11 protein-coding genes, 1 pseudogene and 1 riboswitch are annotated in these 22,473 nt (G+C 71.5%); of the genes and pseudogenes, 3 read left to right on the top strand and 9 right to left on the bottom strand.

Features of this window, described 5'->3' with window-relative positions; translation table 11 throughout:
• Positions 1 to 64: 64 nt before the first annotated feature.
• A complete protein-coding gene (locus tag O3597_RS00895; RefSeq protein ID WP_281603011.1) occupies positions 65 to 2,275 on the top strand; it encodes a hypothetical protein in 2,211 nt (736 codons plus the stop codon).
• A 155-nt stretch (positions 2,276 to 2,430) separates the two neighbouring features.
• Here the strand turns inward: O3597_RS00895 and thiC are convergent, their stop codons facing one another.
• The 7 genes and pseudogenes from thiC to thiE form a co-directional block, all read right to left on the bottom strand.
• Positions 2,431 to 4,023, bottom strand: a complete 1,593-nt coding sequence (gene thiC, locus O3597_RS00890; protein ID WP_281603010.1) for a phosphomethylpyrimidine synthase ThiC — start codon at positions 4,021 to 4,023, stop codon at positions 2,431 to 2,433.
• 14 nt (positions 4,024 to 4,037) lie between these two features.
• On the bottom strand, positions 4,038 to 4,826 hold the full coding sequence (gene thiD, locus O3597_RS00885; RefSeq protein ID WP_281603009.1) for a bifunctional hydroxymethylpyrimidine kinase/phosphomethylpyrimidine kinase: 789 nt from the start codon (positions 4,824 to 4,826) through the stop codon (positions 4,038 to 4,040).
• 185 nt (positions 4,827 to 5,011) lie between these two features.
• Positions 5,012 to 5,611 (bottom strand): annotated as a pseudogene (locus O3597_RS00880) (thiamine phosphate synthase); the annotation flags it as partial.
• Between the two features lie 65 nt (positions 5,612 to 5,676).
• The gene (locus O3597_RS00875) at positions 5,677 to 6,462 is read right to left on the bottom strand and encodes a thiazole synthase (RefSeq protein ID WP_164447867.1); all 786 of its coding nucleotides are present in this window, start codon (positions 6,460 to 6,462) and stop codon (positions 5,677 to 5,679) included.
• A 5-nt stretch (positions 6,463 to 6,467) separates the two neighbouring features.
• Positions 6,468 to 6,668, bottom strand: coding sequence for a sulfur carrier protein ThiS (thiS, locus tag O3597_RS00870; protein WP_099849631.1), 201 nt, complete (start codon positions 6,666 to 6,668; stop codon positions 6,468 to 6,470).
• The gene (gene thiO, locus O3597_RS00865) at positions 6,659 to 7,834 is read right to left on the bottom strand and encodes a glycine oxidase ThiO (protein WP_281603008.1); all 1,176 of its coding nucleotides are present in this window, start codon (positions 7,832 to 7,834) and stop codon (positions 6,659 to 6,661) included. Before thiO ends, thiS begins: the two co-directional genes overlap by 10 nt.
• Positions 7,828 to 8,454, bottom strand: coding sequence for a thiamine phosphate synthase (gene thiE, locus O3597_RS00860; RefSeq protein ID WP_281603007.1), 627 nt, complete (start codon positions 8,452 to 8,454; stop codon positions 7,828 to 7,830). The genes thiO and thiE overlap by 7 nt, the downstream gene beginning before the upstream one ends.
• Positions 8,449 to 8,558, bottom strand: a riboswitch (TPP riboswitch). It overlaps the preceding gene by 6 nt.
• Before the next feature lie 352 nt (positions 8,559 to 8,910).
• Here thiE and O3597_RS00855 point away from each other — a divergent pair.
• Both O3597_RS00855 and O3597_RS00850 read left to right on the top strand, forming a co-directional pair.
• A complete protein-coding gene (locus tag O3597_RS00855) occupies positions 8,911 to 13,572 on the top strand; it encodes a ThuA domain-containing protein (protein WP_281603006.1) in 4,662 nt (1,553 codons plus the stop codon).
• Between the two features lie 290 nt (positions 13,573 to 13,862).
• Positions 13,863 to 19,667, top strand: coding sequence for a ThuA domain-containing protein (locus O3597_RS00850; protein ID WP_281603005.1), 5,805 nt, complete (start codon positions 13,863 to 13,865; stop codon positions 19,665 to 19,667).
• 70 nt (positions 19,668 to 19,737) lie between these two features.
• Here O3597_RS00850 and O3597_RS00845 read toward each other — a convergent pair whose 3' ends face one another.
• Together O3597_RS00845 and O3597_RS00840 are read right to left on the bottom strand one after the other, a co-directional pair.
• The gene (locus tag O3597_RS00845) at positions 19,738 to 20,688 is read right to left on the bottom strand and encodes an aldo/keto reductase (protein ID WP_281604662.1); all 951 of its coding nucleotides are present in this window, start codon (positions 20,686 to 20,688) and stop codon (positions 19,738 to 19,740) included.
• Positions 20,689 to 20,756: 68 nt separating this feature from the next.
• Positions 20,757 to 22,436 (bottom strand): ATP-binding cassette domain-containing protein, encoded by a 1,680-nt coding sequence (locus O3597_RS00840; protein WP_281603004.1) that lies wholly within the window; start codon positions 22,434 to 22,436, stop codon positions 20,757 to 20,759.
• Between the last annotated feature and the right edge of the window lie 37 nt (positions 22,437 to 22,473).

Below are 22,473 nucleotides of genomic sequence, written 5' to 3'. Positions count from 1 at the left end.
GGTCGTACGTCCGTCCACGGCGTGCCGGTGGCGATCGGTGGCGACGGACCGTAACGTGCCCGTCATGGCCCATCGGACATCGAGCCGACTACTGTTCACCGCGTTCGGCGTCAGCCTCCTTGCCGGCGCCGGTCAGCTCGGCCTCGCCTTCGGCTTCGGCATCGTCCGGCTCACCGGAAGCTTCACCGGCGCGAGCATCAACCAGTGGCCCGCCCAGCTCGTCTGGGCCGGCTGGTTCGCCACGAACGCCGCCGTGATCGGCGCCGTGCTCACCGAGCGGCTGGCCCGCCATGGTGGGCAGCTCACGGGCACCCCCCGGCAACTGGCCGTCGCGGGCAGCGCCGCCCTGGGTGCCACGGTCGTGGCGCCGCTGTGCATGCAGCCGGCCCGCAGCGCGGAACTCGTCTCGGTCGACCCGGTATGGGCCGTGGCCATCTGCGCCGGCCTCGGCGCGGTGGTCGGCGCCGGTGCCGCGCTGGCCGTCCTGGTCCGGCCTCCGTTCGCCTGGAACATGGCAGCGGTGGCCGCGGCGGTCTGGTTCCTCGCGTTACTGTCCGTGATCCCGTCGTTGGGGGCGAACGGACCACTGACCCCGGTACGCCTCGGCGTGCTGGAGCCGGCCTGGCTCGCCGCCGGCACCGCGCAGCAACTGGCGCTGCTGATCCTTCCACTGGTGACCCTGCTGGCCGGCGCGGTGACCGCGACGGTGGCCCGTTGGCGTGGCCATCCCCCACTGGTCAGCGGGCCCAGTGGGGTCGCCGGACCGGTGCTGGTGGCGTTCGCCTACCTGGCCGCCGGACCGGGTGACACGAGCGATCGGTACCAGTTGACCCCTTACTACGCCGCGCTGATCGCGGTGGTGGTCGGCGCGCTCGGCTCCGCCGCGGCAGCCCTGCTGCCCTGGCCGGCCACCGGCCGACTCGCCCATCGGGCCGCCGCACCCCCCGGTGGGACCGCCATCGAACCGACCGCCATCCTGCAACCGCTGCCGACGACCCCCGCGCTGCCCGGGTCGGCCGGCGCACCCGCGGACCCGGCGGCCGGCCCGGCACGCCCGGTCGTGGTGGTCGACGGCGACCCCGAGGCCGACCGGCCCACCGGCGGAACCCGCTCCGACGGCGGCCCCCGGGGCGACGTCACGTCGGACGGGTCACCGCCGCACTGGCACTGGCCGATCGCGCACACCGAGCCGTCCGCCGTCACGACCACACCGACCGCCGGTGGTGCGGTTGGACGCCGCCCGGCCACCGCCGGCACCGCACCGACGACATCCGCACCGGCGACCGGCAACGGCGGGCAGCCGCCCGACGGCGGGCCCTCCGCCGACAGCGCACGCGGCGACAACCGCACCGACCACACCAGCCCTGCTGATGCCGGTGTCGCGCATGCCGGCGACACCGCAAGCCGAACCGACGCTGCCAAGCGAGCAGGCGGAGCCGCGCGGCGAACCGAAGCCGGTGAGCCAGCACAGAGCCGCGAGCCAGCACAGAGCGACGAGCCAACACAGAGCGGCGAGCCGGCGCGTGAGACCGCCGGGTCGGTATTCGACGGACAGGCGGTGGCGGGGAGCGACGGGCAGCCCGGTGCGTCGACAGAGCCGGCGCCGGTGGGCGACGGCAGCGACCTTCCCCAGGCGGCACCCAGCGCGGTGGAGGCCGAGTCGCCGGTCGCTTCCAGCGGCAGAACCCCGACGCCCCGCACCCCCACGCCCCGGGCACCGGCCCCGTCGGTGGACCCGACGCCCGCGACGGCGCAGGCCGCGCCGACCGCCGAGCCAGCGCCAGCGCCAGCGCCAGCGCCAGCGCCAGCGGATGATGCCGGAGGCCAGTCGGCGGCGGAGGTGTCACCCGAGGCGCTGCCACGATCTCGGCAGCGGTTCGTGTTGCCCGATCTCACCCGGGCCACGGCCGGGCCCGAGACGCCGTCGACTCCGGGCAGCTCGGCGGCGCTCCCCGACACCCCGGAGGTCTCCATCGAGCCGGCGGCCACCGCCCGTGACCTCACGGCCGCCTTCACGAAGCCGCCCGCCGTCCGGGCCGAGGACGTCCAACCGGACGCCGAAGCGGAGAAGGGCCGGCGTGGACTGTTCCGGCGTGGCAGGTCCCGGTCCGGGGAGCATGCCGCGACCGAGCAGGACGAACCGCTGCCGGCTCAGGACGAGGAGTACGTCGACTGGGTAGCCGGGCTCAGCCGACCGCTCGATGACGACGAGGCGACTCCGCAGAAGGGACCACGCCGCTCCCTGCGGTCGACGGGTCGGCACCACCGACGCTGAGACCCTCGCCCGCGCACCCGTCGGCCACCATCCACCGCGTCCGGACTTCACCGTCGGTGACTGCCGGGGACGGTAGGAGTGCGGCGCCTCGTGTCCAGGTGACGTGATCACGTCACCCGGACATGAGGCACTCAGGTCTCACCCATCCCGACCGGTCAGGCCAGCGGCAGGTAGACCCGTCCGCCGGAGGCGACGAACTCGTCGGACTTGTCCTGCATGCCGCGGGCGGCGTACTCCTTCAGGTCCTGCGTGATCTTCATGGAGCAGAACTTCGGCCCGCACATCGAGCAGAAGTGCGCCGTCTTCGCCGGCTCGGCGGGCAGCGTCGCGTCGTGGTACGACCGCGCGGTCTCCGGGTCCAGCGAGAGGTTGAACTGGTCCTCCCAGCGGAACTCGAACCGCGCCTTCGACAGCGCGTCGTCCCAGGCCTGCGCACCCGGATGTCCCTTCGCCAGGTCGGCCGCGTGCGCCGCGATCTTGTACGCGATCACCCCGGCCTTCACGTCGTCCCGGTCGGGCAGTCCGAGGTGCTCCTTGGGCGTGACGTAACACAGCATCGCGGTGCCGAACATGCCGATCATCGCGGCTCCGATTGCCGAGGTGATGTGGTCGTACGCGGGCGCGATGTCGGTGGTCAGCGGACCGAGCGTGTAGAACGGCGCCTGGTGGCACCACTCCTGCTGAAGGTCGACGTTTTCCTTGATCTTGTGCATCGGCACGTGCCCGGGCCCCTCGATCATCACCTGCACGTCGTACTCCCAGGCGACCTTCGTCAGCTCGCCGAGGGTACGCAGCTCCGCGAACTGTGCCTCGTCGTTGGCGTCCGCGATCGAGCCGGGCCGCAGACCGTCACCGAGGGAGAAGGTCACGTCGTAGCGGGCCAGGATCTCGCACAGCTCCCGGAAGTTGGTGTAGAGGAAGTTCTCCTCGTGATGCGCCAGGCACCAGGCCGCCATGATCGAACCGCCCCGCGACACGATGCCGGTGACCCGGTCCACCGCCAGCGGGACGTACGGCAGCAGCACCCCGGCGTGCACCGTCATGTAGTCCACACCCTGCTCGGCCTGCTCGATCACGGTGTCCCGGAACACCTCCCAGCTCAGCTTCACCGGATCACCGCCGACCTTCTCCAGCGCCTGGTAGATCGGCACCGTCCCGATCGGCACCGGGGAGTTGCGCACGATCGCCTCGCGGGTCTCGTGGATCCGCTTGCCGGTGGACAGGTCCATCACGGTGTCCGCGCCCCATCGGGTGGCCCAGGTGAGCTTCTCCACCTCCTCGGCCACCGACGAGGTCACCGCCGAGGTGCCGATGTTCGCGTTGACCTTGACCAGGAACGCCTTGCCGATGATCGCCGGCTCGCATTCCGGATGGTTGATGTTCAGCGGCAGCACGGCCCGGCCGGCCGCGATCTCGTCCCGGACGAACTCCGGCGCCATCCCCTCCCGGATCGCCACGAACTCCATCTCCGGCGTGACGACACCGGCGCGGGCGTACGCGAGCTGCGTGGGCCGTTTGCCGTCCGAGCCGGCCAGTGGGGTTCCGCCGCCGCGTACCGGCGCCACGTCGGCCCGCTCGGCGATCCACGGTCCCCGCAACGGCGCTAGTCCGACCTCCGGATCAGAGCCCGGACCCGAGGTGTCGTAGAGCCGTACCGGTGGGTTGTCCCCGGTCAGCTCCACCTCCGCGAACGGCACCCGGATGTCCGGCCGTGATCCCTCGACGTACACCTTGCGACGTGTCTGCATGACAGCCTCCCTGTTCAGGCGGACCAGCCGAAGTGGTCCATCGGCCCACGGCCCGCGCCCAGCTCCCAGTCCCGCGCGCCGGTCAGCGCCCGGGTCACGTACTCCTTGGCGGCCTCGACCGCCGCCGGCACCGGGTCGCCCAGCGCCAGCCGCACCGTCACGGCCGCCGAGAACGAGCAACCGGTGCCGTGGGTGTGCCGGGTCGGCACACGCGGGGCACGCAGCACCGTCGTCCCCTCCGGGCCGTGCAGCACGTCCACCGCCTCCGCACCGGCGTCCACGTCGCCGCCGGTGACGACCACCCATTCCGGTCCACCGGCAGCCAGGGCCCGCGCCGCCGCGGTCATCTCCGCCACGTCGGTCACCGCCGTCCCGGTGAGCGCGGCGGCCTCCGCGCTGTTCGGTGTGGCCACCCGGGCGTACGGCAGCAACCGCTCCACCGCCTCCACCACGCCGAGCCGGTGACCGCTGGTGGCCACCAGGACCGGGTCGACGACCAGCTGCGGCAGCCGGCCGGCCGCCGCCGCATCGGCGATGGCGGCCGCCACGGCCGGGGTGCCCAGCATCCCCGTCTTGACCGCCCGCACCGCGAAGTCCGACAGCACACTGTCGAGCTGGTCGGTGACCAGGTGCGGGGGCAGCGGCAGCACCGCGTCCACGCCCCGGGTGTTCTGCGCGGTGACCGCCGTCAGCACACTCGTGCCGTACGCGCCGAGCGCGGCGAAGACCTTCAGGTCGGCCTGGATGCCGGCGCCGCCACCGGAGTCGGAACCGGCGACGGTCAGCACGGTGGTGGGGGTCACGGCAGTTCCTTCTGGTCGGGGGTTGTTGCTCTGGGGTTGCGGTTGAGGGCTGCGGCCGACCGTGCCCACTCCGGGTGGTCAGGCTTGATCCCTGCGTGGGCACGGTCGGCCGCCGCCCCGTCGTGGCCATTCCCCGCCGGCACGTGCCGGGTCGGCGGCTTGGGAGTCGGGGCGGTGACGTCGTGGAAAGCGGCGGTGAGGGTGGCGGCGGTCTGTTGTGGGTCCTGGGCGCGCATGATGGTGCCGAGGACGGCTACGCCGGAGGCGCCGGCCTGGACGCAGGCACGTACCTGGGCGGGGGTCTCGATGCCGCCGAGGGCCAGCGCCGGCACCGGGCTCCGCCGGATCAGCTCGGCCAGCCCTGCGGGAAGCAGGGGCGGTCCGTAGCCCGGCTTGGTCCGGGTGGGAAAGACCGGCGAGAGGGTGACGTAGTCCTCCGTGGTGAGTCGACGCAGCTCCGCGACGTCGTGACAGGAGCGGCCGACCAGGTCGGCGGGGGGCGGTGGGTAGGGGCCGGCCGCCGGCAGGTGGAGGGCGATCGGAGTGCGGCCCGGATCGCCGTCCAGCAGCGGGTCGGGGCCGCCGACGACAAGGGTTCCGCCCGCCTCGGTGAGGATCGATCGCAGCTCGGCGGCGAGGACGAGGCGTTCGACGCGCGGCAGATCCTTCTCCCGCAGCACCACCCACCGCACTCCCCCGGCCACGGCCGCCGCCACCACCGGGACGAGCCCTCCCCGCGCCACCCGCCGATCCGTCAGCAGCACGACCCCCGAGGGCACTTGGATCTTGGTACCAACCGGCCCCTGGCGGGGCGCTCCCCGGCCAAGATCGACGAGATCAGTCCGCGCGGTCACAGGTCGGGGCGGCCTTCGTCGGGGGTGGAGGGGAGGGCGTGGAAGCGGTGGGGGATGCGGCCGGCGCCGTGGGCGAGGTGGCCGGCGGCGATCGCGTACCGCATCGCGGTGGCCATCGCCACCGGGTCGGCGGCCCGGGTCACCGCGCTGGCCAGCAGCACCGCGTCGCAGCCCAGCTCCATGGCCAACGCCGCGTCGGAGGCGGTGCCGATGCCCGCGTCCAGGATGACCGGCACGTTGACGTCCTGCCGGATGAGCCGGATGTGGTGCGGATTGTTGATCCCCAGGCCGGATCCGATCGGCGCACCGGCCGGCATCACCGCCGCGCAACCGACGTCGGCCAGCCGCCGCGCCAGCACCGGGTCGTCGGAGGTGTACGGCAGCACGGTGAACCCGTCGTCGACCAGTTCCTCGGCGGCGCGCAGCAGTTCCACCCCGTCGGGCAGCAGCGTCCGCTCGTCGCCGATCACCTCCAGCTTGACCCAGTCGGTCTCGAACGCGTCCCGGGCCAGCCGGGCCACCTTCACCGCCTCGCCCGCCGTGTAGCAGCCGGCCGTGTTGGGCAGCAGGCGGACGCCGCACCGGTCGAGCAGGTCCAGCAGACCGCCGGAACCGCCGGGCACCGTCTCGACCCGACGCAACGCCAGGGTGACCAGCTCGGTGCCGGACGCCCGGATCGCCTGCTCCAGCACGTGCAGGTTGGCCGCCCCGCCGGTACCGAGGATCAGCCGGGAGGTGAACCGCACCCCGCCCAGCTCGAAGCCGGTCGACTCGTCGTCCATCCGGCTCACCCGCCCTGGGCGGCGCTGAGCACCTCGACCCGGTCACCGCCGCGCAGCACCGTCGCCGGCCAGCCGGTACGCGGCACCACCTCACCGTTGACCGCCACCGCCACGCCGCGCTGCTGGCCGGTGACGTCGCGGACCAGGTCGGCCACCGTCAACCCGTCCGGCAGACTGCGGCCGGCACCGTTCACCGTCAGTTCCACGAGTCGTCCTCCGTCGGATGCGAAAAGGTGCTCGCCGCGCCCACGACGCCCGACGCGTCGGCGAACCGGTCCGGTCGGAAGGGCGCGAGCAGGGTGTGCGGGCTGCCGTCGCCGGTGATCAGCTCGGTGATCAGGTCCGCGGTGACCGGGGTGAGCACGATTCCGTGCCGGTGGTGACCGGCGGCCACCAGCACGTCCGGATGCCCCGGCAACGGCCCCAGGATCGGGGCGTTGTCCGGCGTGCCGGGGCGCAGCCCCGCCAGCGTCTCCACCAGGTCGTACTCGGCGATCTCGGGCAGCAGGTCGACGGCGGCCCGCAGCAGCCGCAGCACCGCTCCGGCGCAGACGTCCAGGTCGGAGCGCTCCTCGACGGTCGCGCCGACGACCACCTCGCCGCTGTCCCGCGGCACCAGATAGACGTGCTCGCCGTCGGCGTACCCCCGGATCACGTGCCGGAAGCCTGGCGGCCCGCCGTCCGGCGCACGCAACCGCAGCACCTGTCCCTTCACCGGACGGACCGGCAGGCCGGTCAGGGCCGCGACGCCGCAGCCGGCGGCGACCACCGTCACGCCGGCGGTGACGTCGGACAGCCGCCGCACCGGCTCGGCGACCAGCACCGCGCCCGCCCGCTCCGCCGCCAGCCGCAGCGCCGGCACCAGCCGGCGCGGGTCGACCTGGTGGTCGGTGGCGGCGAGCGCGCCGCCGCGCACCCGGGGCGCCAGCGCCGGCTCGCGCTCGCGTAGCTGGGACGGGCGCAGCGGGGTCACCGGCAACCCCAGCCCCTGCTGGTACGCCCAGAGCCGACGTGCCTCGGCGAGGTCGTCGGCGGTCAGCCCGACCATCAGGGTGCCCTCGGTGCGGTAGCCGATGTCGGTGCCGGTCGCCTCGGTCAGTTCGGCGGCGAACCCGGGCCAACGCCCGGCCGACTCGGTGAGCAGGCCGGTCAGTTCCCGCTCGCCGAAGTACGCCTCGGCGACCGGCGCCAGCATCCCGGCGGCCACGTGGGAGGCACCCGACCCGGGCGCCGGATCGTGCACGACCACCCGCAACCCGCGCACCGCGCACCGCCAGGCGACCGCCCACCCGATCGGCCCGCCGCCCACGACGGCCACATCGGGCCGGCGCTGCGGCACCGGACCGGTGGTGGCGGGGCGCCCGGTCAACACGTCAGCGCCCGAACCAGCTCGGCGGCGGCACGGGCGGGATCGGTGGCTCCGGAGAGCGCACCGACCACCGCCACCCCGTACGCGCCGGTGGCCCGCAACTCGGGCACATCCGCCGCCGTCACCCCGCCGATGGCGATCACCGGCACGTCGACCGCCTCGACCACCGCCCGGACACCGGTCACGCCGATCGGCGGCGGCAGCCCGTCCTTGGTGGCGGTGACGCGGCACGGGCCCACGCCCAGATAGCTGGCTCCGGCGGTGACCGCCGCGAGCGCGCTCGCCGGTTCCCGGGCGGTGGCACCGAGCACGGCGGCCGGGCCGAGCACCTTCCGGGCCGCCGCCACGGGCAGATCGTCGGCGCCGACGTGACCACCGGCGGCGTCGGTCGCCAGTGCCACGTGCAGCCGGTCGTTGACCAGGCAGGGCACCTGGTACGGGGCGCAGAGGGCAAGCACCTGTCGGGTCAGCTCGTACGCCTGCCGGTCGGTCGCGGTGTCCTCGACCCGGACCTGCACCACCAGCTCGGTGTGGGCCACCGGGAGCACGGCGCGGAGCACGGCGAGCGGATCCCGCCCGGGTCGGGTGTCGGTGATCAGATGCAGTCGTCCCAGGGACGGCACGGCAACACTCCTCCCTGCGCCGGCATTACCCGGATCAGGTTCGACGGTCGGGGGCTCACAGCCCCCCTCTCAGCCCGGTACACCGGGCTCCCGTGGGTTCGTTGGGTGTCACCGTACGTCGTTTCGCCGGCTCCGCCAAGCCCGTCCCGCGCCGCCGGCGGCGGCGCGGGCCACCCGGTCATGCCGACTCGCCACGGCCTACGGAACGGACTCGCGGCAGCACCGCGGCCGGAAGAAGGCCCCGATATACAGCGACTCACACCAATAGAAAATGACCCCGTTACCAAAACGTTACAAGGCTCCACCTTGCTCGAAACTAGATTCACTACGGCAAATTGAGTGATCGGATCGGCTGAGTCGGCACCCAGACCTCGCTCGTCAGGTATGGGCGGTCGGACCGACGGGAGTGACCACCGCCGTCCACTCCGAACCGTCCCACGGACAGAGGAGATCCTCGTGCCCCGACCCAGTCGGCGGCGAGCTCCGCTCGCCGCAGTGACCGTGGCGCTACTCGCCTTCGTACTCATCCTGGCCGCCGCACCGGCCCCGATCGCCGGCCCGGCCGCCGCCCAGGCTGCCGCGCCGGTGGCCGCGGCGGAGCCGTACTCCGTCCTGGTCTTTTCAAAGACCGCCGGATTCCGGCACGACTCGATTCCGGCCGGCATCACCGCAATCCAGCAACTCGGCACGGCGAACGGGTTCACCGTCACCACCACCGAGGACAGCGCCGCCTTCACCGACACCAACCTCGCCAGGTTCAAGGCGGTCATCTGGTTGTCCACCACCGGCGACGTACTCAACAGCAGCCAGCAGGCGGCCTTCGAGCGCTACATCCGCGCCGGTGGCGGATACGTCGGCGTGCACGCCGCGTCCGACACCGAGTACGACTGGGCCTGGTACGGCCAACTGGTCGGTGCCTACTTCAACAGCCACCCGGCCAACCAGACGGCCACGGTGAAGGTCGAGGACACCACCCACGAGTCGACCCGGCACCTGCCGGAGCGGTGGTCCCGGTTCGACGAGTGGTACAACTTCCGCACCAACCCCCGCACCCGTCAGGTGCAGGTGCTGGCCTCGCTCGACGAGCGCAGCTACAGCCCGGGCAGCGGGGCGATGGGGCAGGACCACCCGATCGCCTGGTGCCAGAACTTCGACGGTGGCCGGTCCTGGTACACCGGTGGCGGGCACACCCAGGAGTCCTTCACCAACGCCGAGTTCCGGCAACACCTGCTCGGTGGCATCCAGACCGCGGCCGGGGTGGTGCACGCCGACTGCGGCGCCGGCCGGGCCGCCAGCTTCGAGAAGGTGACGCTGGACAGCAACACCAGCAACCCGATGGAGTTGGACATCGCACCCGACGGCCGGGTGTTCTACATCGAGCGCGACGGTCGCGTGCAGATCATCAAGCCGGACACCGGCCAGACCGTCACCGCGCTGCGGCTGAGCGTCTTCGCCGGCAACGAGGACGGCCTGCTGGGCATCCGCCTCGACCCCAACTTCGCCAGCAACGGGTGGGTCTGGCTCTACTACGCCCCCAGCGCGGGCGGTTCCCGCAACAACTTGTCCCGGTTCACCGTCACCGGTGACACGATCAACCCGTCCAGCGAGCGGGTCGTGCTGGAGGTGCCCACGCAGCGCAACACCTGCTGCCACATGGGCGGGACGATGACCTTCGACTCGGCCGGCAACCTGTACCTGGCCACCGGGGACAACACCAACCCCTTCGAGTCCGGTGGCTACAGCCCGTTGGACGAGCGCTCCGGCCGGGCGGACTACGACTCGCAGCGCACCGCCGGCAACACCAACGACCTGCGCGGCAAGGTGCTCCGGATCCGGCCGCAGGCCGACGGCACGTACACCATTCCGGCCGGAAACCTCTTCGCGCCGGGCACCGCGCGGACCAGGCCGGAGATCTACGCGATGGGCCTGCGCAACCCGTTCCGGATCGGCATCGACCCGGTAACCAACGTGCTCTACGTCGCCGACTACGGCCCGGACGCCACCACCACGAACGCGAACCGGGGCCCGGAGGGCCTGGTGGAGTGGAACATCGTCGACCGGCCCGGCAACTTCGGCTGGCCGTACTGCCACGGCAACAACCAGGCGTACAACGACTACCAGTTCCCGTCCGGTCCGAGCGGGGCGAAGTTCAACTGCTCCGCGCCGGTGAACAACTCCCCCAACAACACAGGTCTGACCAACCTGCCGGCGGCCATCCCGGCCACGGTCGACTACGGCTACGGCGGCAACAGCCGTTTCCCGGAGATCGGCGGCGGCGGAGCACCGATGGCCGGCCCGGTCTACCGGTTCGACCCGACCATCTCGTCGCGCCGCCAGTGGCCGGCGTACTTCGACGGCAAGGCCATGTTCGGCGAGTGGAACCAGTCGCGGATGTACACCATGCAGGTCACCCGGGACGGTAAGTCCCTCGTCGACATCAACCGGATCCTCGACCAGATGACCTTCGTCCGGCCGATGGACTTCGAGTTCGGCCCGGACGGCGCGCTGTACCTGATCGAGTGGGGCAGCGGCTTCGGCGGCAACAACGACAACTCCGGCGTCTACCGCATCGACTACACCGCCGGTGCCCGCGCCCCGATCGCGGTCGCCTCGGCGAACCCCACCTCCGGAGCGCCACCGCTGGCCGTCACCTTCTCCAGCGCCGGCTCACGCGACCCCGACGGCGGAGCACTCACCTACGCCTGGACGTTCGGCGACGGCGGCACCTCCACCCAGGCCAACCCGACCCACACCTACACCCAGTCCGGCAGCTACACCGCGCAACTGCGGGTGACCAACCCGGCCGGGCGCAGCGCGGTGGCCAACGTGCCGATCACCGTCGGCAACACGGCACCGACCGTGACCATCGAGTTCCCCCCGGACGGTGGCTTCTTCGCCTGGGGTGACCAGGTCGCCTACACCATCAAGGTCACCGACCCGGAGGACGGGACGATCGACTGCGACGAGGTCGAACTCCAGGTCCTGCTCGGCCACGACGAGCACGCTCACCCGCTGGAGCGGCACACCGGCTGCACCGGCACGGTGCAGACCCAGCTCGCCGACGGCCACGGGGCGGAGGCGAACGTCTTCACCGTTCTGGAGGCGACCTACACCGACCAGGGCGGGGCCGACGGGGCCGAGCCGCAGACCGGCCGGGCGCTCGTGGTCCTTCAGCCGAAACGTAAGGAGGCCGAGTACTACTCCGCCACCGGACGGGTGGCGGGTGCCACCGGCGGCGGCACCGCCGGGGTGGAGCGGGAGACCACCGGTGACACCGCCGGCGGTGGCCAGAACATCGGATTCATCGAGGACGGCGACTGGTGGTCGGTCAGTCCGGCCAGCCTGACCGGCCTCACCTCGATCCGGTTCCGGGTCGCCTCGGCCACCTCCGGTGGTCGGATCGAGGTGCGCGCCGGAGCCGCGAACGGACCGCTGATCACCACCGCCGCCGTGACCGGCACCGGAGGGTGGCAGACGTACACCGACGTCACCGCGCAGATACCCAACGGCGCCGCGGCGGAGGGCGCGTTGTACTTCGTCGCCCGGGATCCGAACGGCGGCTCCGGCACCCTGTTCAACGTCAACTGGATGGACTTCGTCGGACCCGGGGTGAGCGGCAACGCCCCGCCGACGGTCACCGCCTCGGCCACCCCGACCAGCGGGACCGGGCCGTTGGCGGTGACCTTCACCGGTACGGCCACCGACCCGGACGGGGACACCCCCCTGACGTACGCCTGGGACTTCGGTGACGGTGCGACCGCGAACACGCTCAACGCCACCCACACCTACACCACGCCGGGCAGCTACACCGCCATCCTGACGGTCACCGACAGCCGGGGTGCGCGAGGGCAGGCCAGCGTGCCGGTCCGGGTCGACGGGGCGGGCAACCCCTGCCAGGCCGAGCCGGGACCACAGCGGTCCGACGAGTTCACCGGTAGCTCGCTGGATCGTCAGCGATGGACGAGCGTGGTGCGCGGGACGGAGTCGTACTCCCTCGCCGACGGTTCACTGCGGCTGCCCACCGCGGCGGGTGACCTGTACGGCACCCGCAACGACGCCACCAACCTGGTGCTCCAGCCCGCACCCAGCGGTGCCTGGCAGGCGACCACCCGGGTCACCGTGGCGGCCCGGGCCGACTACCAGCAGGCCGGTCTGCTGCTCTACGGCGACGACGACAACTACGCCAAGCTGGACCTGGTCTACGGTGGCAACCGGAAGGTCGAGTTCCTCCGGGAAACCGCCGGTACCCCGCGCAACGAGAGCACGGACTCCACCGCGGCGCCCACCGGCGACACCATCCATCTGCGACTGACCAGCGACGGGACGAACCTGACCGCCGCCTACTCGACGGACGGGCAGACCTTCACCGCGGTCGGTCGGTCCGCCGCGCTGGCCGGGATCAGCAACCCCCGGATCGGTCTCTTCGCCCTCAACGGCGGCACCACCGCGCCGGTGGTGAACGCCCAGTTCGACTGGATCCGGATCACCCCGGAGGTCACCACGGGCGTCGTCACGCCGTCGGACGAGTTCACCGGCACCGGCCTGGAGAAGTGCCGGTGGAACGCCGTGGTACGGGAGGACTCGACCCGGTACCGGGTGACCGACGGCGCGTTGCGCATCGACGTGCCGAACGGTGACATCTACGGCACCGGCAACACCGGGCCGACGAACTTCATCCTCCAGAACAGCCCGGCCGGGAACTGGACCATGCAGACCCGGGTCGACGGCAGCCTGTTCAACGAGCAGTACCAGCAGGCTGGTCTGCTGGTGTACGCCGACGACGACAACTACCTGAAGTTCGACTACGTGACGGACAACGCGGCCGGTCAGACGGTCTCGCGACGGATCGAGTTCCGCAGCGAGGTCGGCGGAGTGGTGCAGAGTACGCAGCCCCAGGCGACCGGCCTGACCCAGGGCATCTGGCACCTGCGGCTGGCGCGCAGCGGAAACACCTTCACCGCCGCGTACTCGGCCGACGGCACGAGTTGGACGACCCTGCAAACGTTGACGAGCACCGCGGTCGGGGCGACTCCGAGGGTGGGCCTGTTCACTCTCGGTGCCAACCAGACCGCGTCGAAGACGGCCACCTTCGACTACTTCCGGCTCACTCCCGGGTAGTCGGCCTGGCTCGCCGACACACAACTGCCGGCCCGCACCTCCGCCCGAGGTGCGGGCCGGCGCCCGTAGCGGTTTGAGTGGGCTGTACGGGAATGTCGCTTGCGTTTACCGAAACGTTATCCATTGAAGTCTTGCCATTAATCGTTCTAACGGAACTAATTTGTTCAGCGACTCGACATAAATGCTGGCCCGGCCCCCTTCGGCAAGGTGTCCGGACCAGCTCCATCAGGGACGGTCTTCGGCGGGCCGACCCCGTGACCCCTGTCCCAGCAAGGACAAAGGAGACCGGAGTGCCCCGAACACCTCGTGCCCGCGCACCCCTGACCGCCGCCGTTCTCTCCCTCGGCCTCGCCGCGAGCATGCTTCTCGCGGCCCCGGCCGCACAGGCCGCGCCCGCCCCCGTCGCCCAGGCGGTTCCGGAGGCCGCCGCCGAGACGTTCTCGGTGCTGGTCTTCTCCAAGACCGCCGGCTTCCGCCACGCCTCCATCCCCACCGGCATCGCCGCCATCCAGGAGCTCGGCGCCGAGCACGGCTTCACCGTCGACACCACTGAGGACGGCGCCGCATTCACCGACGCGAACCTCGCTCAGTACCGGGCGGTCATCTGGCTCTCCACCACCGGAGACGTGCTGACCGCCGACCAGCAGGCGGCGTTCGAGCGCTACATCCAGGCCGGTGGCGGCTACGCCGGCATCCACGCCGCCGCCGACACCGAGTACAGCTGGTCCTGGTACGGCGAACTGGTGGGGGCGTACTTCAACAGCCACCCGGCCAACCAGCAGGCCACGGTCAAGGTGGAGGACCCGGCTCACCCCTCCACCGCCCACCTGCCGGGACGCTGGTCCCGGTTCGACGAGTGGTACAACTACCGCACCAACCCGCGCGGTTCGGTGCACGTGCTGGCCACCCTCGACGAGACCAGCTACAACCCCGGCTCCGGAGCGATGGGGCACGACCACCCGATCGCCTGGTGCCAGGACTACGACGGCGGCCGAGCCTGGTACACCGGCGGCGGCCACACCGACGAGTCGTACGCCGAGCCGGAGTTCCGCACCCACCTGCTCGGCGGAATCCGCACCGCGGCCGGGATCCAGGGCGCCGACTGCGGGGCGTCGCTGACCGCCAGTTTCGAGAAGGTGACGCTGGACAGCAACACCAGCAACCCGATGGAGCTGGACATCGCCCCCGACGGCCGGGTGTTCTACATCGAACGCGACGGCCGGGTGCAGATCGTCAAGCCGGACACCGGCAACACGGTCACCGCCATTGACCTCGACGTCTTCACCGGCAACGAGGACGGCCTGATCGGCATCCGGCTCGACCCGGACTTCGCCACCAACAACTGGGTCTACCTCTACTACGCCCCGAACGACGGGGTGGCGCGCAACCTGCTCTCCCGGTTCACGGTGAGCGGTGACTCGATCGACGCGGCCACCGAGGAGGTCGTGCTCCAGGTCGACACCCAGCGCAACACCTGCTGCCACGCCGGCGGCACCATGACGTTCGACTCCGATGGCAACCTCTACCTGGCCACCGGGGACAACACCAACCCGTTCTCCTCGGACGCGTACACGCCGATCGACGAGCGGCCCGGACGCGCCGACTACGACGCGCAGCGCACCTCCGGCAACACCAACGACCTGCGCGGCAAGGTGATCCGGATCCACCCGGAGGACGACGGGACGTACACCATCCCGGAGGGCAACCTCTTCCCGCCGGGTACGGCACAGACCCGGCCCGAGATCTACGCGATGGGCTTCCGTAACCCGTTCCGGATCGGCATCGACCCGGCCACCGACACCCTCTACGTCGCCGACTACGGCCCGGACGCCTCGTCGGACAACCCGAACCGTGGGCCCGAGGGCCTGGTGGAGTGGAACATCGTCGCCGAACCGGGCAACTACGGCTGGCCGTACTGCACGGGCACCAACGAGGCGTACAACGACTACCAGTTCCCCTCCGGCCCGAGCGGTCCGAAGTTCGACTGCGCCGCCGTGGTGAACAACTCGCCGAACAACACCGGCCTGACCAACCTGCCGCCGGCCATCCCGGCCACCGTCGACTACGGCTACGGCGGTGACCCGCGCTACCCCGAGATCGGTGGCGGTGGCGCGCCGATGGGCGGCCCGGTCTACCGGTACGACGCCGACCTCGACTCGAACCGCAAGTGGCCGGCGTACTACGACGGCAAGGCGCTGCTCGGCGAGTGGAACCAGTCGAAGATGTACACGATGCAGGTCTCCGCCGACGGCACCGAACTGGTCGACATCAACCAGTTGCTCACCGGGATGTCCTTCATCCGCCCGATGGACTTCGAGTTCGGTCCGGACGGTGCGATGTACCTGATCGAGTGGGGCAGCGGCTTCGGCGGCAACAACGACAACTCCGGCGTCTACCGGATCGACTACATCGCCGGTGACCGGGCACCGATCGCGGTGGCCACCGCCGAGCCCACCTCCGGGCAGGCACCGCTGGAGGTGACCTTCTCCAGCGCCGGATCGCGCGACCCCGACGGGGGAGCACTCACCTACGCCTGGACGTTCGGCGACGGTGGCACCTCCACCGAGGCCAACCCCACCCACACGTACGCCGAGCCGGGCAACTACACCGCCCAGCTCACCGTCACCAACCCCAAGGGGCGTACGGCGGTGGCGAACGTGCCGATCACGGTGGGCAACACCGCGCCGACCGTGGAGATCGAGTTTCCGCCGAACGGCGGCTTCTTCGACTGGGGTGACCAGGTCAAGTACACGATCACGGTGACCGACCCGGAGGACGGGACGATCGACTGTGACGACGTCCAGCTCCAGGTCCTGCTCGGTCACGACGAGCACGCCCACCCGCTGGAGCAGCACACCGGCTGCACCGGCACGGTGCAGACCCAGCTCGCCGCCGGGCACGGTGCCGAGGCGAACGTCTTCACCGTCTTCGAGGCGACCTACACCGACCAGGGCGGCTCCGGTGGGGCCGACCCGCTGACCGGCCGGGCGATCGAGATTCTCCAGCCCAAGCGCAAGCAGGCCGAGTACTTCACCGCGACCGGCCGGACCGAGGACGGCACCGGCGGCGGTGACGCCGGGGTGATGCGCGAGACCACCGGCGACTCTGCCGGCGGCGGCCAGAACATCGGCGCCATCGAGGACGGCGACTGGTGGTCGGTCGTACCGGCCGACCTGACCGAGATCGACGAGATCCGCTTCCGGGTCGCCTCGGCGACCAGCGGCGGTGTGATCGAGGTGCGGGCCGGCGCGGTCGACGGTCCGGTGGTCGCCTCGGCGACCGTACCGGGCACCGGCGACTGGCAGACCTACACCGACGTCACCGCGCCGGTGACCGGTGCGGCGAGCGGTTCGCTGTACTTCGTCGCCCAGGACCCGGCGGGCGGCGCGGGATCGCTGTTCAACGTCAACTGGGCGGACTTCGTCGGCAAGGGCGTCACCGACAACGCGCCGCCGACGGTCACCGCGACCGCCACGCCGGCCACCGGCACCGCGCCGGTCACCATCGCGTTCGGCGGCACCGCCACCGACCCCGAGGGTGACACCCCGCTGACGTACGAGTGGGACTTCGGTGACGGCGGCACGGCGGACACGCTCCAGGCCGAGCACACGTACGCCGCACCCGGCAACTTCACCGCCACCCTGACGGTGACCGACAGCCGTGGTGCCCGGTCGTACGCGACCGTCCCGGTCCGGGTCGACTCGCCGAACACGTCGTGCCTCGGGGCACGTTCGGACAACTTCGACGGTGACACGCTCGACCGCGACCGGTGGACCAGCGTGGTGCGGGAGAACCAGCTCCTGTCCGTCTCCGACGGCGCGCTGCGACTTCCCACCGGGGCCGGTGACCTCTACGGCAGCCGTAACGACGCCACCAACCTGGTGCTCCAACCGGCACCGTCGGGAGCCTGGCAGGCGACCACAAAGGTCACCCTGCCGGTGACGGCCAACTACCAGCAGGCTGGCCTGCTGGTCTACGGCGACGACGAGAACTACGCCAAGGTGGACCTGCTCTACAACGGCAGCCGGCGGGTGGAGTTCATCCGGGAGACCGCCGGCACCCCGCGCAACGAGGCCGCCGACAGCACCGACGCACCGGCGGGTGACACCGTCTACCTGCGGGTGAGTAGCGACGGCACCAGCCTGACCGCCGCGCTCTCGGCCGACGGTCAGACCTTCACCCCGGTCGGTCGCTCGGCTGCGTTGGAGGGCATCGAGAACCCGCGGATCGGCCTGTTCGCCCTCAACGGCGGCACCGACGCGCCCGTGGTGGACGCCGCGTTCGACTGGTTCCAGGTGATTCCGGACGAGCCGGCCGGCCCGGTCGACCCGTCCGACGAGTTCACCGGCATCTCGCTGGACAAGTGCCGGTGGAACGCGATCCTCCGGGAGGACCTGAGCGCCTACCGGGTCAGCGGTGGCTCGTTGCACATCGACGTGCCCAACGGTGACATCTACGGCACCAACAACACCGGGCCGACGAACTTCATCCTTCAGAACACGCCGGCCGGCGACTGGACGATGGAGACCAAGATCGACGGCAGTCTGTTGGACGAGCAGTACCAGCAGGCCGGTCTGATCGTGTACGGCGACGACGACAACTACCTGAAGTTCGACTTCGTGGTGGACAACCAGGCCGGCCAGCCGGTGTCCCGGCGGATCGAGCTGCGCAGCGAGATCGACGGGACGATCCAGGATCCACAGCCGGGTGCGGAGAACCTGACCTCGGCCGAGTGGTATCTGCGGCTGGCCCGCACCGGTGACACCTTCACCGGGTCGTACTCGGCCGACGGCACCACCTGGACGGCCCTGACCGAGCTGACCAACGCGGCCGTGGGGGCTACCCCGAAGGTGGGCGTGTTCACCCTCGGTGGCAACCAGACCGCCTCGAAGTCGGCGTCGTTCGACTACTTCCGGTTCTCCACCGAGACCGGACCGGACGACGACACCGCGCCGGTCACCACGGCCGAGGTGTCCGGCACCCCGGTCGAGGGTTGGCTCACCGGTCCGGCGACGGTCACCCTGACCGCCGCCGACGAGGACGGTGGCAGTGGGGTGGCGCGCACCGAGTACCAGCTCGACGACGCCACCGAGTGGACCGCCTACACCGCACCGGTGCCGGTGACCGGGGACGGCGAGCACGAGCTGCGGTTCCGCTCCGTCGACGAGGCCGGCAACGTGGAGGAGACGAAGACGGTCACCGTCCGCATCGACGCCACCGCGCCGGTCAGCACCGCGACGTTCGCCCCGGCGAACGACGAGGGCTGGCACGACGGCACCATCCCGGTGGTGCTCACCTCGACCGACGCCGGTTCCGGGGTGGCGCTGCTGGAGTGGTCGCTGGACGGTGGCGACTGGACGCCGTATACCGAGCCGGTCGAGATCAGTGGCGACGGCGACCACGAGCTGCTCTACCGGGCCACCGACACCGCCGGCAACGCCGAGACGCTGAAGGCGGCGGTGGTACGCATCGACGGCACCAAGCCGACCCTGCTGGTCTCCGGCATCGCCGACGGCCAGCTCTACGGTGACAGCCAGGACGTCCGGGTGTCCTGGCAGGCGGTCGACCCGACCTCGGGCATCGCGACCGTGGTCGGCCAGCTCGACGACCGTCCCTACGTCAGCGGCACCCTCCAGGCGATGTACGAGCTGCCGCTGGGCCTGCACGAGCTGACCGTCACGGCGACCGACAAGGCGGGCAACGCCACCACCAGCACGGTCCGCTTCTTCGTCACCACCTCGTTCCGGGACATGCAGAACCTGCTGGACCGGTTCAAGGCGACGGGCCGACTCAGCAACAAGGCGTACAACCAGTTGTCGAAGCGGCTCTCCAACGCCCGTACGGCGGAGGCGGAAGGCAACGACCGACGGGCGATCAACCAGCTCACCGCGTTCCGGACGTTGGCCGGCGACGCCGAACTGGTTGGCGAGGCGGAGATCCGGGACGTGCTGATCCGGGACGCCGACGCCATGATCGTCCGGCTCGGTGGCGCAGCCAGCAAGATGGGCGTACGCGCCAACGACGGCGAGTCCGTCAAGGGTGCCGGCCGCCTCGGCGGCGACCCCACCCGCCTGGCCCCGGGGCGTCGCCTCTGACCGACAGTTCCAGGTGTGCACACAGGGGCCCCGTCCGGCATCCGCCGGGCGGGGCCCCGCCACGTTCCGGTCAGCTGTCGAGCACGGTGCGCAGTGCCTTGAGGTCGTCCTCGGTGGGGTGCCAGGCGCCGGCCTCGGCGTTGGCGCGCACCTGCTCCGGCGTGGTGGCTCCGGCGATGACCGAGGTGACCGCCGGTTGGGCGGCCAGCCCACCGATCGCCACGTGCAGCATCGGCACACCCCGCTGCGCGGCGTACGCCTCGATGCCCTCGATGGTGTCCCAGTCGGCGGCGGCGAGCCGTTGGGCGTACCGGCCGCCGCCGGCCAGCCGACTGCCGGCGGGCGGCGCCTCACCCCGCTTGTACTTGCCGGTGAGCAGCCCGTTGGCCAGCGGGAAGAACGGCAGCATGCCCAACCCGAACCGGTCACAGGCCGGCAGCACCTCGATCTCGGCGTCCCGGTTGAGCAGGCTGTAGTGGTTCTGGGCGCTGACGAACCGGGTGAGTCCCCGGCTCCTCGCCGTCCAGTCGGCGTCGGCGATCTGCCAGCCGGCGAAGTTGGAGTTGCCGAGGTACCGCACCTTGCCGGCGCGGACCAGGTCGTCCAGCGCGGACAGCGTCTCGTCGATCGGGGTGCCCGGGTCCGGCTCGTGGAACTGGTACAGGTCGATGTAGTCGGTGTCCAGCCGACGCAGCGACGCCTCGACCGCCCGCATCACGTACCGCCGCGAGCCGCGTACCCCGAAGTCCCGTCCGTTGCTGCCGGCCATCGACATGCCGAACTTGGTTGCCAGCACCACCTCGTCCCGGCGGCCCTTGAGCGCCGCGCCGAGCTGCGCCTCCGAGGCGCCGTGCGGCTCGCCGTAGATGTCGGCGGTGTCGAAGAAGTTGATCCCGGCGTCGAGGGCCGCGTCGACCACCGCGCGCGTGCCGTCCGGGTCGAGCTTGCGGCCGAAGTTGTTGCAGCCGATCCCCACGACGGACACCACGAGCCCGGAGTCGCCCAACCGGCGATAGGTCATCTCACTCACCAGATCACCATATGTCGCCCGGTCAGAAGGTCGCAGGGCCGACCGCAGCCGGCCGTGGGTCAGGCCACGTCCCAGACCGGCTCGTCGGTCTCGACCACCTCGCCGTCGCCCCGGAACAGCAGGAAACGGTCGAAGGTACGGGTGAACCAGCGGTCGTGGGTGACCGCCACCACCGTGCCGGAAAACGCGGTGAGCCCGGCCTCCAACGCCTCGGCCGAGGCCAGGTCGAGGTTGTCGGTGGGCTCGTCCAGCAGCAGCATGGTCGCGCCGGACAGCTCCAGCAGCAGCACCAGGAAACGGGCCTGCTGCCCGCCGGAGAGGGTGCCGAAGCGCTGGTCGCCCTGCCCCGCCAGCTCGTACCGGGACAGCGCCGCCATGGCCGCGTGCCGATCCATGCCGGCCCGGTGCTCGTCGCCCCGCCAGAGAATCTCCACCAGCGTCCGCGTCATCAGCTCCGGCCGGTCGTGGGTCTGGGAGAAGTGACCGGGTCGGACCCGCGCGCCGAGCCGGGCCACCCCGTCGTGCGCCACCGGGGCCAGCGCCGCCGCGCCGTCGACCGGGCCGTTCGCCGGGTCCGGATCCGTGCCGCCCCGGGCCAGCAGACGAAGGAAGTGCGACTTGCCGGTGCCGTTGGCACCGAGCACCGCGAGCCGGTCGCCGTACCACAACTCCAGGTCGAACGGATAGGTCAGGCCGTCCAGCTCCAGTTGCTCGCAGACCAGCGCGCGCTTGCCGGTCCGTCCGCCGGCCAGCCGCATCCGGATGTCCTGCTCCTTCGGCGGTACGGGCGGCGGCCCGGCCTCCTCGAACTTGCGCAACCGGGTCTGCGCCGCCTGATACCGCGAGGCCATGCCTGAGTTGTACGCGGCCTTCTGCTTGTACATCAGCATCAGCTCGCGCAGCTTCTGGTGTTCCTCGTCCCACCGTTTGCGTTGCTCGTCGAGACGGTCGTGCCGTGACACGCGCGCCGCGTGCCAGCTGGCGAAGCCGCCGGGGTGCACCCAGGCGCTGCCGCCCTCCACCGCTACCACCCGGTCGGCGGTGTGCGCCAGCAGCTCCCGGTCGTGCGAGACGTAGAGCACCGACTTGGCCGACTCCCGCAGCCGCGCCTCCAACCAGCGTTTGCCGGGCACATCGAGGAAGTTGTCCGGCTCGTCGAGCAGCAGTACCTCGTCGGGACCGCGCAGCAGCAGTTCCAGCGCGAAGCGTTTCTGCTGGCCGCCGGAGAGGGTCCGGACCGGGCGTTGCCGGGCGGTGTCCCAGGGCAGGTCGAGGACGATGGTGGCGACGGTGTCGAAGAGCACCTCGGCGTCGTACCCGCCGGTCTCACCCCAGGCCGCCAACGCGTCGGCGTACGCCAGTTGGGCCCTGCCGGCGGCGGTGCTGTACTTGCCGCGCAGCTCGGCCTCGCGCATGGCCGCCTCGGTCTCGGCCAGCCGGCGCCCGGCGTCGCGCAGTGGCGGTGGCGCGAGTGACAGGGCCAGGTCGGCCAGCGTCGACTCGTCACCGATCATGCCGATGAACTGGCGCATGACGCCCAGTCCACCGGTGCGCGCGATCGCGCCGGAGCGTACCGGCAGGTCACCGGCGACCATCCGCAGCAACGTCGTCTTGCCCGCACCGTTCGGCCCGACCAGCGCCACCTTGGCACCCTCACCGACCCGGAACGACACGTCGGCGAAGAGTTCCCGCCCGTCGGGCAGCACATGCCCGACCGCCGCCACGTCCACGTATCCCACGCGGGCATCCTCCCCGAGCCGGGCCGACGGGCCAACC

Origin of the sequence: Verrucosispora sp. WMMA2044 (assembly GCF_027497155.1) — a bacterium.
In the GTDB taxonomy this organism is placed as follows: domain Bacteria; phylum Actinomycetota; class Actinomycetes; order Mycobacteriales; family Micromonosporaceae; genus Micromonospora; species Micromonospora palythoicola.
Note: the sequence above shows the minus strand (reverse complement) of the source record. Positions and strands in the feature narration are given on the sequence as shown.

Coding starts and splice junctions, on each gene's coding strand:
- O3597_RS00895 (WP_281603011.1), top strand. CDS start 65: ATGGCCCATCGGACATCGAGCCGACTACTGTTCACCGCGTTCGGCGTC.
- thiC (WP_281603010.1), bottom strand. CDS start 4,023: ATGCAGACACGTCGCAAGGTGTACGTCGAGGGATCACGGCCGGACATC.
- O3597_RS00875 (WP_164447867.1), bottom strand. CDS start 6,462: ATGGACGACGAGTCGACCGGCTTCGAGCTGGGCGGGGTGCGGTTCACC.
- O3597_RS00845 (WP_281604662.1), bottom strand. CDS start 20,688: ATGACCTATCGCCGGTTGGGCGACTCCGGGCTCGTGGTGTCCGTCGTG.